Genomic DNA, 15,489 nt, shown 5'->3' with positions numbered 1-15,489 from the left:
CGGGTCGCTGTCGCTAGCGATTGTGTCGCACCGTATAGATCATCGACCCGATGATGACGGCGGCGCCTGTCAATGTTAGTAGGCTCGGCACCTCGAAGAAGACCAGATAGCCAGCAACCGCCGCCAGGAGGAGACGCGTGAACTCGAGCGGCGCAATTGCGGCGGCTTCTCCAATCTGGCAGCCGCGAGTGAACAGATATTGAGCTAGCGCGCCGAGCAGACCGATCAGGACGAGGATGTACCACTCCCACGCCGTGGGCCAGGTCCAATACCAAAGTGCCGGCCCGACATAGGCGAGACAAAGAATGCCACACTGATAGAGCATGATGGTCAGCGTCGATTCCTTGTCGGCCATGGCACGGATTGTCAGCGAAACGCCGGCTCCCAGGACGCCGCTTGTCAGCGCGAGAAGGGCGAAAGCATTGAGGCCTTCCCCGGTTGGCGCCAGCATGATGAATAGGCCGAGAAACCCCGTGACCGTCGCGAACCAGCGATGCCAGCCGACGCGTTCGCGGAGAATGACGGCGGCGCCGATGGTGATGAACACGACTTGGCTGAAGCTCAGTGCCGTTACTTCGGCAAGCGGGATGTAGAGAAGGGCGATGAACTGGGTCAGCTGCGATCCCCAGGAGAACACGCCGCGCATGATTTGAAGGCCAAGCCGCTCGGTATGCAGGGCCTGCCGGATGCGGCCGCCGATCAGATAAAAGATCACCAACGAGACGACGAGCTGGCGGACCAACAGGATTTGGGTCATCGGAAGTTGCGATCCGAGGGCCTTGATGCTCGCCATCACGGCAGAAAATAGGACAATCGACACGAGTGTCATGATCGTCGCGCGGAGATTGTTCGAGGCGCCGTTCCAGAGATCGGTGAACGGAAGGGTGCGCCAGCGTTGCCTCAACGACGCGCGAGCGGCATGAGCTGGCGCGACCGGCGGTTCGGGCCGTTCCCGGTCGATGTCGCCCTCGCGCCAATCGACAGGCTCGCCGGTCGTCCCTGGTGGGCGTTCCGGCTTGTTCATTCCCGGCCCCGGTGTGTCTCGTTCGAGGCCAGAACGAGCTGGGGCGATTCGGATGAGGAGTTGCGCATCCGGGCGCCAGATCGTGTCACCAAGGCATACCTGATCGTCAGGACCAGCGCATTGCCGCCCAGCGCCAGCACGAAGCCGTACCAATATCCTGCCAGACCGAGTTGAAGAAACGACGAGAGGACGATCGCCGTCGATAAACCGATTCCCCAATACACAAATGGCACCGCAAGGGCCGCGAAGCGGTTGTCATCGGTGGCGCGCGGCAATCCGAGCGCAGCCAGATAGACGCCGTCAGCCAGTATCCAGAACAGGCTGAGGTAGAACAACTCACGCGAAGCCGAAACGACGGCTTGATTCTGCGGCGCATTGAGATCGATGAACATGCCGAGGAAAAAGTCGGGAAAAAGGAAGACGAGCATCGCCGACAGAGATGTCATCGCCAGGCTCAGGATCATGCCGATGAAACCGGCGCGGCGGGCGTCGACGAACGCTCGCCGGCCTCGCAAGTAGCTTACGCGGAGCGAGCCGGCGTCGCCGGCCGAGACGGCGAAACTCGACGTCAGAATGCCGTAGCCCATGACAATCTGATGGGCGGCAAGAGGCACGGCACCGAGCCTGCCGATCATGAGTGTCGTCGTAAAGAAAAATAATGTATCGAGGGCTTGAACGATGCCGAACGGTACGCCGAACCGCAGCATCGGCCCGAGAACGGAGAGGCGCGGCGCGATGATCGGAATATGTTTCCGATACGACGTCGCATGAACGATGGCCAGCATGACCAGCGCCGTGACCCAGCGGCTCGCGACCATGGCAATAGGGATTGCGATCCATCCAATGGGCGGAAAGCCGATCGAGCCTTTGGACAGCAGAAAGGCTCCGGCCACGTAGATGACGAGTGCAAACGGCGTCAGCAGGTATTGAATGCGCGCCAGTCCGAAGGCCGGCAGCACGCCGCGCATGAGGCCGAGCGACAGCAGGTTTGCAGGCTCGGCCCAGCGCATGACGTCGAGGCAGGTTTGCGTATCCCTTACAACATCGGACGGCAAATCGAGCGCCGTCAGAAGAAAGTGCGCGTTGGAAAACCAGACGAACGAGACGAGCGACAGCAGCGCGGTGAGATAGAGGCCGTTCCAGTAGAGCGTCGTCACCCGCCGCACGTCGCCGGCACCCTGCGCCATCGAGACGGTAGCGCCTACTGTCAGCAGCACGGCTGACAGGATATGGGTGGTGACGCTGATGCGCACGGCAAGGCCGCCTGCGGCCAAAGTCTCGGGATGGATCGTGCCGAACAGGATCAACGTGACGGCCTGCATCAGCTGCTTCGACAACTGGCCCATGGCGATCGGTGCGGCCAGGCTGGATGTGTCGATGACATGCCGCCGCGTCGATAGACGCGGCGGCGTGCCGTCCGATGCGACCGCGCTCTGCCGTTTGCCACTGGCGGCGGCGTCCGGCTCGGTTGAAATGCTGATGGCTGTCTGGGTCATCGAGTCGTGATGCATGATCGGCTGCGCGCAGGATTGCGACGTAACGGCATTTCTGCGGAAGCTACGGGCAAGGGGTGCCTTGCGGCTGGACGTTCGGTTCGGCGTTCAGCGTTGCTGGTTGTTCATCGGGTCGGTCTCTCCTTGGGTCAAATGTGCTTCTCCCGCTCTGTCGTGCCGTTTCTTGCCGGTGGCTCGCCCATGATGGTCAAGCCGCCAGATGAAGCTTCGGGATCGCGGCGATGAGTTCGCGCGTGTAGTCGGACTGGGGTTCGAGGAAGAGCTTGTCGCTGTCCTGCTGCTCGACGATCCGGCCATTGCGCATCACGATGGTGCGCTCGGCCATGGTCCGGACCAGCGCCAGATCATGGCTGACGAGAACGACCGCCGTTCCGGTCTCGGCGGACAGTTCGGCGATCATCTGCAGCACGGTCGCCTGCACCGACACATCGAGCGCCGAGGTGACTTCGTCGCACAGCAGGAGCCGCGGCTTGGCCAGGAAGGCGCGGGCAATCGCGATACGTTGCCGTTGTCCGCCGGACAGATCGCCGGGCAGGCGGTCGATGACGGCGGCGGACAGCTGGACGCGTTCGATGCCTTCGCGGATGGCCGCTTCACGTTCGGCCGCCGTCAGTTCGGGCCGGAACGTCATGAGCGGCCGCGACAGGATCTGCCGGATCGAATGACGCGGGTTGAGCGAGGCGTCCGGATTCTGGAAGATCAATTGAATATCGCGGCACAGCCACTTTGGTCGGGTGACGGCCAGGCCGTCGAGCCGCGTGTTGTCGAAGCGCATATAGCCCTCGGTCGGCTCGATCAGGCCGACGATCATCTTCAGGACCGAAGATTTTCCGCTGCCGCTTTCGCCGACGATGCCGATGCGCTCGCCCTCGCGCAGGCGGAACGACACCTTGTCGACGGATTTGACGGTCGCCTTCTTGTAGGTGAGTTCGAGCTGGTCGACGATCAGGAGTGGCTTCCTGTCCCGCTCCGGCGCCTTTTCCAGCGTGACCGGGACCGGAAGGCTGGCGCGAAGTGCGTCGGAGCGGATGCAGCGAACCGAATGAGCGACGCCGACAGGTTCGAGCGTCTGCCGGCTCTCGCAGATCGGCTGGGCGTGCGGGCAACGGGCCGCGAAAGCGCAGCGGTCCAGCACGACGCCTGCGGGCGGAATGCCGGGGATGCCGGCGACGAGTCGCGGATCGTCGAGCCGTGGGCTCAACCCGAGAAGAATCTTGGTGTAAGGGTGACGCGGTGATCGCACGACGTCGGCGGTCGGTCCTTCCTCGACGATTTCGCCGGCATACATGATGGCGATGCGGTCGGACAAATTGGCAAGTAAAGCGAGGTCGTGGCTCACATAGAGCACGGCGATGCCGGTTTGATCGACGATCCGTCGCAGCACCGCCGAGATGTGAGCCTGGGTCGTGACGTCGAGGCCGGTCGTCGGCTCATCGAGAATGAGCACGTCAGGCTCGCAGCACAACGCGATCGTCAGAGCAATGCGTTGCTGTTGCCCGCCGCTGAACTGGAACGGATAGCGTTTGAGCGCTTCTTTCGGGTTGGGGAGTTGGACGATGTCGAGCAGCTCTAACTGACGCTTGTAAAGCGCCTTGCCGCGCAGCCCAAGATGTTTGCGCAGCGGCTGCGCGAGCTGCCGGCCGACAGTGAGCGCCGGGTTCAGGGCAAGCGAGGCGCTTTGCGAAACGTAGGCGACACGGTTGCCCCAGAGCCGCCGCAACTCCTGCTCGCGCAGGCGCAGCAGATCAACGCCGCTCAGAGTGGACGATCCATTGATCTCTTCCTGGGCCTGCCGGAATCCGATGGCTGCTTTCGCAGTTGTCGATTTCCCGCAGCCGGATTCGCCGGCGAGACCGAGAATCTGACCCGATCGAAGTGTCAACGACACGTCCCAGACCGTGAAAAGACCATCGCGCTGACCGGGGTACCGGACACTCAACCGATCGACGCGCAGGCCGCCGCCGGTATGCGGCGAAGACATCATCGAGGCGGCGGGGGTGTCCATGCTCAATGGCCTTCTTCGACCTTGCCATCGTTGAACTGTTTGATGATGGCATCGGCCGCCAGATTGAAGCCGACCGACAGGCAAGCAATGCCGATCGCCGGGACGATGGCGACCAGCGGCGCCTGCTGCAGCGACGTTCGGCCTTCCTGGATCATCAGGCCCCAATCGGGCTGCGGCGGTTGAACGCCGAGACCGAGGAAGCTCAAGGTCGACAGCGCGATAATTCCCCAGGTGATGCGTAGCGTGAAATCGGCCGCAATCGGTCCGACGATATTCGGAAGGATTTCGCGAATGACCACCGACATCGCAGATTCACCGCGTGCCTGCGCGGCCTGCACATAATCGACGCCTGCCTGGCTGAGTACGGCACCTCGCACGACGCGGCTCGAGCCGGGCATGTTCGAAATGGCGATAGCGATCACGAGGATCGGCGTTGATGGCCCGAACGCCGCCACCAGCATCAGGATTTTCAGAAGCGACGGCAGGCTCATCAGGAATTCGAACATCCGCGCCACAACGATGTCGAACAGCCCGCCCTTATAAGAAGCGACCAGGCTGAGGAGCCCGGCAGTGAGATAGGTGATGGTGACGGCGACGACCGGGATGGCGATGATGTTCTGGCCGCCCCACAGGAAACGACTGAGCACGTCGCGGCCGAGATGATCGGTGCCGAGCCAATGCCGCCAGGACGGTGCCGAATTGGCCGGCGCCAGTCGGATCTCGGTCGGCGCATAGGGCGCAAGGAGCGGGCCGGTAGCGATCAGGGCCAGCATGATGGCGATCAGCACAAATCCGGCGCGGCCGTCGCGTGACGAAAGAATTCCGATCCATTTCGATCGCCATCGGAAGGTGCGGTTGTCTTCGAGCGTCAGGACCGACATGCCATCCTCTCTAGGACGCCAGCCGGAGGCGTGGGCTGAGCCACAGCGTGACGATATCGGCGGTGATGTTGATCAGGGTGATGATGACCGCGAACATCATGATGATGCTCTGTGTCGACAGCACGTCGCCGCTGCCGATGGCCGCGACCAAGAGTGAGCCGATCCCCGGGAATCCGAACAGGTAGTCGATCACCAGAACGCCCGAAATGGCGTAAACGATGTTGATGCTGATGACGCTGACCAGCGGCGCGGCGGCGTTGCGGAAGGCATGGTCCCATTTGATCTGCCGCTCGTCGAGGCCGCGCAGACGCGCGGCGCTGACATAACCCGACGCGAGGGCCTCGGCGGTGACGACGCGGGCAACGCGCGCAATATGCGGCATGAGCAGCAGCGCGATGGTCGCCGATGGCAGGACGAAGGACACGGCGCGGGCCCAGAAGTCGCCAAACGAAAAGGCCATGCCTGATTGGGTTGGGAACCAGCCGAGCCAAATCACGAAGACGAGATAAAGAGCGATTCCGATCAGAAACTCGGGCATCGATGCCAGGACGAGGAGCGAAGTAACCAGCCGGAAGTCGGTTGGAGTTCCTTTGCGCTGGGCGAGGAAAACGCCGATCAGAATGCCACCTGTGACGCCAAGCAGCGCGGCAATGCCGGCGAGGATCAGGCTGCGCGACAGGCGAGTGATGATATCGTTGGAGACGGGCCGGCCGGTAACGACGGACTTGCCGAGGTCCCCGCGCATGAGGTTCCCTATCCACTCCATGTAACGCGTGACGGCCGGCCGATCGAGCTGGTTCCGCTTTACGAAGCTTTCGATCTGATCGATCGTGACCTCCCGGCCCAGAACGCTGCGCGCGATGTCTTCCGGCTTCTTGAGGTTCATAAGGGCAAACGTCACGATTGAGACAACGACCAACGTCACCAGATTGGCACCCAGGCGCGTTGCAATCTGTCGCAGCAACTTCAGGTTCACTGCCGGCTCCAGTTGACAGCAAGCGTCAGGCGCCGTTCGGTTCCGGCCATTGGCACCGACCAATAGACATGAAACAGGGCATTGCCGCCGTGCTCTAAGGGTACGGTAGCCTCGTGCAGCACCTCCAAACATCAAGAAATTACGAAGCTTTCCGGGGCTCTTGCCCTGGATTGTGCATGGATTGCAGCGGCGTGATTATTTTTGCGCCGTTCGCAGGGACGCTGTTCGTGTGGTGCCGCACTGACCAGTCAGCCGAAAAATGCGGCATCAAAATCATCGCATAAAGGCGGCTTATCGCGTTCGGCTTCTTGATAGTCCCCGCGCCGCGCTCCGTTTAGCAATAGGACGACAAACTCTGCGTGGCGTGGCCGGTCATGCGGAGGGCGATTGTGGCCAAGCGATGCGGCGGACATGTCCAACGATCCATTTCATCTCGCATGGTTCCTCCAAGGCTCGAGCATTCAAGCCTGGCGGCAGCCCTGGACCGGGAACATCAGCGAGGAGTGGATGCAACCGACGCTATTCGTCGATCTGGTCCGCGCCATGGAGCGTGCCTGCTTCGACTACCTGCTGATCGAGGACTCGATCTACGTTGGACAGAACTGGCGCAATTCGCGGGAGATCTTTCTCAAGAACGGCATGTCGGTGCCACGCCAGGAGCCGAGCGTCGTGGCTACTCTACTGGCGGCGGCCACCACGCGCCTCGGCATCGTCCCGACGTTGTCGACTTTTGCCTACCATCCTTATCTAACCGCACGGATACTCAGCACGCTCGATCAGGTATCGAACGGCCGCGCCGGCTGGAACATGGTGACCGGCAGTTCCGATCTGTCGGCCATGAACTTCGGCATGGACGCGCTGCCGAACCATGACATCCGCTACGACATGGCGGAGGAATATGTCGAGATCGTCAAGCAACTCTTTGCGTCGTGGGAGCCGGGCGCCATCGTCGCCGACCGCGAAACGGGCGTACTGATCGATCACACCAAAGTTCACACGATCGATTACAAGGGCAAATACTACAGCTCGCGCGGTCCATTGAACTCAGGCCCCGCGCCTCAGGGATCGCCCGTCATCGCCCAGGCCGGCGGATCGGAGAAGGGCAAGGCGTTCGCCGCCCGCCATGCCGACACCATCGTCGCGCACCCCAAGGGCATCGAGGCGATGAAGAAGTATCGGGACGATGTGCAGACACAGATGAAGTTTGCCGGTCGCGATCCCGCCAGTTGCAAAGTTCTCTTTCTCATTTCACCGATCGTTGCCGAAACGAAGGAAGAGGCGCGGGCCAAGGCCGATCAGCGGAGCATCGTCGCCGAGAAGAACATCGAGGCCAAGCTCGCCCAGTTCGGCTGGAGCACTAACCTCGACCTGTCGGATATCGACCTCGACACACCGGTCGCGCAGCTGGAATTGTCGACGAACGGCCATCAGTCGAGCCTCGCGCAATTCCTCAGAAGGGCAGGGAATCGCTCCCTGCGCGATGCGATCATTCATTACACCAGTAATGGTGGCACGATCGATCTCGTCGGCGACCCCGACAGCGTTTCCGGCCAGATGGCCGAGGCGATGCAGGAGATCGGCGGCGACGGATTCCTGATCAATCTGCCGGACGTCAGTCGGCGGAGCATTGCCACGATCACAGACGGGCTGGTGCCCGCACTTCAACAAAGAAAGTCGACGCGGCGCGCTTATGCGCATGAGCATTTGCGTGAAAACCTGATGGAATTCTGATGACGCCTGAAGATCACACGTCAACTCATTCGGAAAGGATAAGGGTCATGGCTTTCGCAACTCGTCCGCTTCGCTTCAGTGCCACTCTCGCGATCGCGCTTGCGGCGGGCATCGCTGCCGGCGCTCCTGCCCAGGCCGAAAAGCTTCGTCTCGGCAATGAAGGCGTGTTTCCGCCATTCAGCATGGTGGACGCGGATGGCACCGTCAAAGGCGTCGAGCCTGATCTCGCACGCGAGATGTGCAAGCGCATGAAGGTCGAGTGTGAAATCCAGGTCATGGATTTCAAGGCGCTGATTCCCTCTCTCACGCAGGGCAAGTTCGACGTGTTGATTTCGCAGTTGCTGATGACGACCGAGCGGCGTCAGCGCCTGACCCTGACCCGCCGTCTGTTCGTCAATCCATCGACCTTCGTGGTCGCGAAGAACAGCAACTACACCTTCACCAAGGAAGGCCTCAAAGGCAAGGGTATGAAGCTCGGCCTGCAGAAGGGCGGCGCCAACTCCAAGTGGGCCCAGGAAACGTTCGGCGATTCCATCGAATATGTTTACTACGAAAACCCAGACCAGATGAAGCTCGATCTGTTCGCCGGGCGCGTCAATGCGCTGGTGATGCTCAAGATCAACGCGGCGACCCAGATCCTGATGAAGCCCGAGGGCAAGGACTGGAAGATCGACGGCGGCGAATACAATATCGGTCAGGATGACATTCCCGAAGGCGAGCGCGGGCTGACCTGGGCCGTGCGTAAGGGTGAAGACGGGCTGGTCAAGCGTCTCAACGCGGCGCTCGACACGATCATTGCCGACTGCACGTTCACGGCGATCCGCAAGAAGTATCTCGATGTCGCGGTGCTGCCCGAGGACGCCGCCTGCGTCACAAAAGGCATGTAATCGGAAAACATGAGCGGCTTCCCATCATCGGGAAGCCGCTCCGATAACGAGCGATCCGCAGCGTTGTCGCCGGGCCCTTTCGGTCGGCGGCCGACAAGGAGAGCCAGGACATGGAAATATTCTCCGATCAGTTCAACGGCTATCTGCTCCAGATTCTCTACGGCGGCGTTACCACCGTTAAGTTGTTCGTCATGGGTGTTACGCTGGCCCTGACTTGTGGCTTTGTCATCGGTGTTGTCGGTAGCGTATCTCGTAACGCAATCGTTCAGGGGATTTACAAGACTTACATCTCCATCATCACAGGCGTGCCGTCGCTGATCATCATTTTCCTGATCTTCTATGGCGGCAGCTCGATCCTGTCCGGCATTATAGGAAAGTCGCGAAGCTTCGACATCACCCCGTTTGCCGCCGGCGTTGCATCGCTGACGATCGTCTATAGCGCCTACATTGCCGAACTGGTGCGCGGCGCCGTGCGCAATGTCCCGCGCGGTCAGTTCGAGGCGGCGGCTGCGCTCGCAATCAAGCCGCGTTCCGCCTGGGTTCACGTGATCATGCCGCAGGTCATCCGGCTGGCGCTGCCGGGCCTGATCAATATCTGGATCGTTATTTTGAAGGACACGCCGCTGGTGTCGCTGGCAGGGCTGAATGAACTCGTCGGTAACGCCAAGATTGCGGCGGGCGCGACGAAGGAGCCCTTCATCTTCTTCATCGTTGCGGCGGTCTTCTACATCATCTTCAGCGGTTTGACGCTACGGCTGTCGGCCGCTCTCGAGCACCGGTTCTCACGCGGAATAGCACGGGTGAAAGCATGAGCTACTTGCCGATTGATCCGCAGTTGGCCTGGGCAAGCCTGCCGGCGATGGGCCGCGGTATCGTCAACAACATTCTGTTGACGTTCATTACGCTTGGCATCGGACTTGTGACCTCGCTTCTGGTGACGTTGGCGCGCATGTCGAAGAACAGGCTGCTGTCGGGGCTGGCCGGTCTCTATGTGCTGTTCTTCCGCGGCGTGCCGCTGCTCATCTTGCTCTATCTCGTCTATTACGGCATTGCGCAGATCGAGATGGTGCGAAACGGGCCGCTTTGGGTCGTCTTCAGCAGCGCGTTCGCCTGCGCTGTCATCGCGCTGGTTCTCAATCATACCGCCTACATGGTCGAGGTCGTGCGCGGCGCGCTCGAAGCCGTTCCGGCCGGATTGATCGAGGCCAGCAATGCGCTGGGCATTTCCCCACGGGACACATTTTTCAATATCCGTCTGCCGCTGGCCATGCGTTATGGCCTGAAGGCCTATCAGAATGAAGTCGTGATGTTCGCAAAGGCGACGGCGGTTGTCGGAACGGTCACGGTCATGGACCTGACGGCGGTGGCCAACGGCATATTCGAAGATACCTACGATCCGTTTACGCCGCTGCTCACGGCCGCGGCGCTCTACTGGACCTTTGTGAACACCATGCGTTTGGTCTTCAAGAAGATCGATAAGTATCTCAACCGTCATCTGATTGCCGATGAAACGACACGAGGCGCGGTCGCCGCCCAGCTCGGCGGCAAGCCTGTGGTGCGCCTGGCGGCGGCCCGTGCGACGGTTTCCGTCACCCCCGTTCGAGAGCATGCAGCATGAGCGAAGACCCGAACAAGGCGATCGTCGCCGTCCGGATGGAAGGCGTCGACAAATTCTATGGCGGCTTTCAGGCGCTGTCGCAGATCGACCTCGAAGTGAAGCGGGGTGAGAAGATCGTCATTTGCGGCCCCTCCGGGTCGGGCAAGTCGACGCTGATCCGCTGCATCAATCGGTTGGAGCCGCACGATTGCGGTTCGATCGTTGTCAATGGCATCGAGGTCAACAGCTCACCGCAATCGATCCAGGACGTGCGCCTCGAAGTCGGAATGGTGTTTCAGCAGTTCAATCTGTTTCCGCATCTGACCATTCTGGAGAACTGCATGCTGGCGCCGCGGCTGACCCGTGGCATGTCAGCGCCGGTTGCCGAGAAAATCGCGCGGCGTTTCCTCGAGCGTGTTCATATCGAGGAGCAGGCGCTGAAGTATCCCAGTCAGCTCTCCGGCGGCCAGCAGCAGCGAGTCGCGATTGCGCGCGCTCTATGCATGGAACCTCCGATCATGCTGTTCGACGAGCCGACCTCTGCGCTCGATCCGGAAATGATCAACGAAGTTCTCCAGGTGATGGAGGAGTTGGCCAATGACGGCATGACGATGATCTGTGTCACGCATGAAATGGGTTTTGCCCGGCGTGTCGCCAATCGCTGCGTCTTCATGGACCGTGGCGAGATCGTCGAGATCGCGCCGGCATTGTCGTTCTTCGAGGCCCCCCGCAGCGGCCGGCTCAAGCAGTTCCTCGCGCAAATCCTGCACTGACAAATCGGCGCGGCCGTAAGGCGGCGGCGTCTCTGCGATACGACACGCCGGTGTGCCGGCGCTACGAAAGGATATGTGAATGCCGAAGCGTTTTCATCTGGGTTGGTTCACCAACTTCATCGCGGATGAATGGAACAAGCCATTCGCCAATGGCGGGCAGCCGTGGACCGGTGATTTTTACATTAAGATGGCTCAGGCCATGGAGCGGGCGTGTTTCGATTATATCATGCTCGAAGACACGCTGATGATCTCGGATGTTTACGGCCATAGCATGGAGGCCTCGCTGAAGAATGCGATCGCGGTGCCGAAGCATGATCCGGCACCGCTCGCCGCGCTGCTCGGTGCCAATACCAGCAAGATGGGCATCGTCGCCACGATGTCGACCATGGCCTATCCGCCGTTCATGTTGGCGCGGCTTTCCACGACGCTGGATCACATCTGCAAGGGCCGCTTCGGCTGGAATATCGTGACCAGCGGCGAGAACCAGGCGGCGCAGAACTTCGGCATGGACGAATTGCCGCCGCGTCAGGCCCGTTACGACATGGCCGACGAATATGTCGAGTTGTGCAAGCAGCTCTGGAGCAGCTGGGACCCGGACGCCGTCGTACTTGACCGTGAAACCGGCACTTACGCCGATTATAAGAAAGTCCGGCCGATCAATTTTGTCGGCAAGTACTACAAGTGCCGAGGACCGCTGAATACCGCACCGTCACCGCAGGGCCGGCCGGCCTTCGTGCAGGCCGGCGGGTCGCCGCGCGGCCGCCAGTTCGCCGCGGTCACTGCTGACAGCATCATCGCGCCGTCATCGGGTGTGGCTGCCAACAAGGCCTATCGCGACGACGTGCGGGCGCGCGCTCAGGCGTCGGGACGGAATCCGGACGAGATCAAGGTGCTGTTCGTCGTCGCGCCGGTGCTTGGCGAGACCGACGCGGAAGCGCAAGCAAAGTTCGAGCGCATCCGGCAGGCGCCGGGCTATATCGAGCGCGTGCTGGCGCAGATCAGCAATATTACGGATATCGACTTCTCCAAGTTCGACCTCGACAAGGAACTGCCGCCGCTAACCACCAATGGCGAGCAGGGCTCGCTCGATGCCTTTGCGCAGTGGGGCAGAGGCAAGACCTTGCGCCAGTTGGTGATGGAGCAGGTGTCGCGCGGCCTGGACGGCATGGTTGGCACGCCGGACCGGGTCGCCAATAACATGGCTGAGATCATGGAGCAGATCGGCGGCGACGGCTTTCTGATTACGCGGCCGCACACGACCTTTGTCAGCGCGCAATACATCACCGAGATCTGCGAAGGCCTGGTGCCGGCACTGCAACGACTGGGCGTTGTGCGCACCGAATACACCAAGACTACGTTGCGGGAGACGCTGCGGGAGTTCTGATGTAAGGCGATCCCAACGCAGGCAAGTGTCTGGCTATCCTCGGAAACTCCTCACTCTAAATCCGTAGACCATGGGTCGCATTCGAACGGCCATCTGAGGTAACCCGGACTGAACCAGGTGTCGGCCTCATGGTCGAAGGCCACCGACGACAAGATGACACCGGAGCAACTGTTCTCGAACTCGAGCGTGCTGCGCTCGCATTTCATGAGCGAGGGCTTCAAGCCAGACTCCGTCGCGACCAATATGCCGATCAATAACGGTCTGCTGATGTTCCACGGCAGCGACGCCAAGGGCCGCACCGCGATCCTTTTGTTGCAAGGCGCCTTTACTCAGGGCGAGAACAACCAGCGCATCCTGACGCCGGCCAGCCTGATGCTGTTCTACATTGCCGATGCCAAGACGCCGGACATCTATCGCCTGCCGCCGGGCTCGTTCTGATCGGGTAGGAGATGAAATGCGAAACGGCCCGGCGGCGTTGACCTCCGGGCCGTTTTATATACCGATCTCCATCTCGACGAGATGCGGACGCGGGTTGGTTCGCGTACCGTCGGCTTTAGAGCCTTTCCGGCTTTGGACAAGGATTCAATCGAGCCAGAAACACCGCGCCGGCATCGCTTATAGCCGCCGCGGTGCTTACTGGATCTTGATATCGCGCTTCTTGATGATGTCCGCCCATTGCGCGGTTTCTCGGGCGATCCGCGCCGCGAAGACGTCGGGCGGTTCGATGGCCACCGATAGACCCTGCGATTGAAGCTTGTTCTTCATCGCCGGTTCGCTGAGCGCGTCTTTGGTAACGGTAAAGATGGCGTCGACGGTTTCTGTCGGCACCGCTTTCGGCACGAGCATGCCGTACCACGAGGTGACGTCGATGCCTTCAACGCCGGCTTCCACGAGAGTCGGCACTTCAGGCACGAGCGGGCTGCGCTGGGCTGTGGTCATGGCGAGCGGCACCACCGTCTTCTCCTTGATGTTGCCGAGCACGGCGGGCAGGTTCGTCGACAACAGGTCGATGTGGCCGCCGAGCAGATCGGCGAGCGCCTGCGACGAACCGCGATACGGCACGTGCGTGAGATTGGTCGCGCCGGTCTTTTCCTTGAACAGCTCCATCGCCAGATGCAACTGGCTGCCGACGCCGGGGCTGCCATAGGTCAGCTTTGCGGTCTTGGCCTTGTCGACCAGTTCCTTGACGGTGGCGATTCCGGATTGCTTTGACGCGAGAAAGACGTTCGGCGCGCTGGCCAGCAGCGCCACTGGCGCGAAGTCACCGAGGATATCGAGGTGCGCGCTCGGCATCAGGGTCGGGTTGATGGTCAGATTGCCGGCAGGAATGACGAGCAAGGTGGCGCCATCGGGCGGCGCCTTGCGAACATAGTCAATGCCGATATTGCCGGCGCCGCCGGTCTTGTTTTCGACAATCGCGGTGACACCTGAGCGCGCTTGAAACTCCTGGGCGAGTAGACGGGCCAGCACGTCGATCGGACCGCCGGCGGTGAACGGTGCCACCAGCGTGATCTGACTTTTCGGAAAACCTGCCGGGACGCCCGCGGCAAAGGCAGTGCGCGGCGCCATGGCGGCCGAAGCGAGCAGCGTCAAGGCGGCGCGGCGGGTGAGCCGCGCCGGGGATGTGGCTTGCATTACATCTTTCCCGCGGCCTGGAGGTCGGCCAGTTGCTTGCGCGCCTGCTGCGCCAGATAGCGGCGCAGGCGGATGACGCCGGCGTCGTGCTGATACAGCATCTCGAATTTTTCGAGGCCGGGCTTGAGGCCGTCGAGCATCTCGCGATCCTGCTCCAGCACATGCCAGTGCCGCTTCTCGAGATTGGTTTTGTAGAGGAAGCGCCAGGTGTCGCGCTGCCAGCCCGACACCTTGCGGGTGCGCCAGAAGAACACGCACATGCGGTCTTCGTCGATCGGCGTGCCGAAGCCGGTGATGCCGAAATTGCCACCCGGGCCGCCCGACGGCGGATAGGGGATTTCGAGGCGGACATAAAGCGCGCCATTATCGACCAGTTCGCTCCAGTCGAAATTGACGTCGCGCTGGCCGGTCTTCTCGAAGAAGAAGCCATGCTCGGTGTCGCGCGTGGCGAAATGCGCCTGGGTGTCGCCCTGATACATCGTGTGCGAATTGGCATGCAGGAAGGTGCCGTGCATGGGATCCATCAGGTTGTCGAAGGCGTAGCGCCACGGCATTTCCCAGTCGGCGTAGCAGAGGAAGCTGGAATAGTCCGGCGCGGTGATTTCCGGCGGCGGCTCGAAGCTGCCAGCTTCTTCATGCAGCGCATCGCCGAACCAAACGAAAATGGCGCCGTTGATCTCACGGCTTGGATAGGTCTTGACCGCCTTCTTGCCTTCGAGCGGGCAACCGGGTTGCCCGGGCACGCTCAGCACCTTGCCGTCGGGGCCGACCTCGACGCCGTGATAGTTGCAGCGCAGGCGGTCGCCTTCGTTGATGCCGCGCGACAGCGGCACGGCGCGGTGCGGACAGCGATCGGCCTGGACATGGATCGTGCCCTTGGAATCGCGCCACAGCACCAGAGGTTCGGCAAGGCGCATGATGCCAAGCGGCTTACCGCCGGTTTCGACGAAGCGCGACGGAATGACCGGCCACCAGCGATTGCGCAGTCCGGTGCGTAGATATTGCTGCACCTGCTGGTCGGTCGGACCAGCCGGCGGCGTGGCCGAAGTGGGTTTGCGGGCTTCAAAGGCTGCGACCGACAT

Annotated in this window: 14 protein-coding genes; 7 read left to right on the top strand and 7 right to left on the bottom strand. The window is 61.4% G+C overall.

Annotation, left to right across the window (positions count from 1 at the left end; all coding sequences use genetic code 11):
• Window positions 1-13: 13 nt before the first annotated feature.
• The 5 genes from E8Q40_RS15310 to E8Q40_RS15290 form a co-directional block, all read right to left on the bottom strand.
• Entirely contained in the window at window positions 14-1,024 is a 1,011-nt protein-coding gene (locus E8Q40_RS15310; protein ID WP_137045355.1) for a DMT family transporter, read from the bottom strand.
• Window positions 1,021-2,535 carry an MATE family efflux transporter gene (locus tag E8Q40_RS15305; RefSeq protein WP_137045354.1) on the bottom strand — a complete coding sequence of 505 codons (1,515 nt, stop codon included), beginning with the start codon at window positions 2,533-2,535 and terminating at the stop codon, window positions 1,021-1,023. Before E8Q40_RS15305 ends, E8Q40_RS15310 begins: the two co-directional genes overlap by 4 nt.
• 190 nt (window positions 2,536-2,725) lie before the next feature.
• Window positions 2,726-4,543 carry an ABC transporter ATP-binding protein gene (locus tag E8Q40_RS15300; RefSeq protein ID WP_137045353.1) on the bottom strand — a complete coding sequence of 606 codons (1,818 nt, stop codon included), beginning with the start codon at window positions 4,541-4,543 and terminating at the stop codon, window positions 2,726-2,728.
• Window positions 4,544-4,545: 2 nt separating this feature from the next.
• Complete coding sequence (locus tag E8Q40_RS15295) at window positions 4,546-5,424, bottom strand: ABC transporter permease (protein WP_137045352.1); 879 nt, start codon at window positions 5,422-5,424, stop codon at window positions 4,546-4,548.
• Between the two features lie 10 nt (window positions 5,425-5,434).
• Window positions 5,435-6,400 carry an ABC transporter permease gene (locus tag E8Q40_RS15290; RefSeq protein ID WP_168197858.1) on the bottom strand — a complete coding sequence of 322 codons (966 nt, stop codon included), beginning with the start codon at window positions 6,398-6,400 and terminating at the stop codon, window positions 5,435-5,437.
• Window positions 6,401-6,907: 507 nt separating this feature from the next.
• On the opposite strand from E8Q40_RS15290, the gene E8Q40_RS15285 reads away from it, so the two are divergent.
• The 7 genes from E8Q40_RS15285 (at window position 6,908) to E8Q40_RS15255 (ending at window position 13,210) form a co-directional block, all read left to right on the top strand.
• On the top strand, window positions 6,908-8,131 hold the full coding sequence (locus tag E8Q40_RS15285; RefSeq protein ID WP_246662869.1) for an NtaA/DmoA family FMN-dependent monooxygenase: 1,224 nt from the start codon (window positions 6,908-6,910) through the stop codon (window positions 8,129-8,131).
• A 47-nt stretch (window positions 8,132-8,178) separates the two neighbouring features.
• Entirely contained in the window at window positions 8,179-9,018 is an 840-nt protein-coding gene (locus E8Q40_RS15280; protein WP_137045349.1) for a transporter substrate-binding domain-containing protein, read from the top strand.
• A 110-nt stretch (window positions 9,019-9,128) separates the two neighbouring features.
• On the top strand, window positions 9,129-9,830 hold the full coding sequence (locus E8Q40_RS15275; protein WP_137045348.1) for an ABC transporter permease: 702 nt from the start codon (window positions 9,129-9,131) through the stop codon (window positions 9,828-9,830).
• Complete coding sequence (locus E8Q40_RS15270; protein WP_137045347.1) at window positions 9,827-10,636, top strand: ABC transporter permease; 810 nt, start codon at window positions 9,827-9,829, stop codon at window positions 10,634-10,636. Before E8Q40_RS15275 ends, E8Q40_RS15270 begins: the two co-directional genes overlap by 4 nt.
• Window positions 10,633-11,388 (top strand): amino acid ABC transporter ATP-binding protein, encoded by a 756-nt coding sequence (locus E8Q40_RS15265; RefSeq protein WP_137045346.1) that lies wholly within the window; start codon window positions 10,633-10,635, stop codon window positions 11,386-11,388. The genes E8Q40_RS15270 and E8Q40_RS15265 overlap by 4 nt, the downstream gene beginning before the upstream one ends.
• Window positions 11,389-11,467: 79 nt before the next feature.
• Complete coding sequence (locus E8Q40_RS15260; protein ID WP_137045345.1) at window positions 11,468-12,772, top strand: NtaA/DmoA family FMN-dependent monooxygenase; 1,305 nt, start codon at window positions 11,468-11,470, stop codon at window positions 12,770-12,772.
• Between the two features lie 117 nt (window positions 12,773-12,889).
• Window positions 12,890-13,210 carry a hypothetical protein gene (locus tag E8Q40_RS15255; protein ID WP_137045344.1) on the top strand — a complete coding sequence of 107 codons (321 nt, stop codon included), beginning with the start codon at window positions 12,890-12,892 and terminating at the stop codon, window positions 13,208-13,210.
• Between the two features lie 195 nt (window positions 13,211-13,405).
• Here the strand turns inward: E8Q40_RS15255 and E8Q40_RS15250 are convergent, their stop codons facing one another.
• Together E8Q40_RS15250 and E8Q40_RS15245 are read right to left on the bottom strand one after the other, a co-directional pair.
• A complete protein-coding gene (locus E8Q40_RS15250; protein WP_205995555.1) occupies window positions 13,406-14,407 on the bottom strand; it encodes a tripartite tricarboxylate transporter substrate binding protein in 1,002 nt (333 codons plus the stop codon).
• The gene (locus E8Q40_RS15245) at window positions 14,407-15,489 is read right to left on the bottom strand and encodes an aromatic ring-hydroxylating dioxygenase subunit alpha (RefSeq protein WP_137045343.1); all 1,083 of its coding nucleotides are present in this window, start codon (window positions 15,487-15,489) and stop codon (window positions 14,407-14,409) included. The genes E8Q40_RS15250 and E8Q40_RS15245 overlap by 1 nt, the downstream gene beginning before the upstream one ends.

It is taken from the genome of Pseudolabrys sp. FHR47, assembly GCF_005153485.1.
In the GTDB taxonomy this organism is placed as follows: domain Bacteria; phylum Pseudomonadota; class Alphaproteobacteria; order Rhizobiales; family Xanthobacteraceae; genus Pseudolabrys.
The sequence above is the reverse complement of the archived record's forward strand: the minus strand, read 5'-3'. Positions and strand labels throughout refer to the sequence as shown.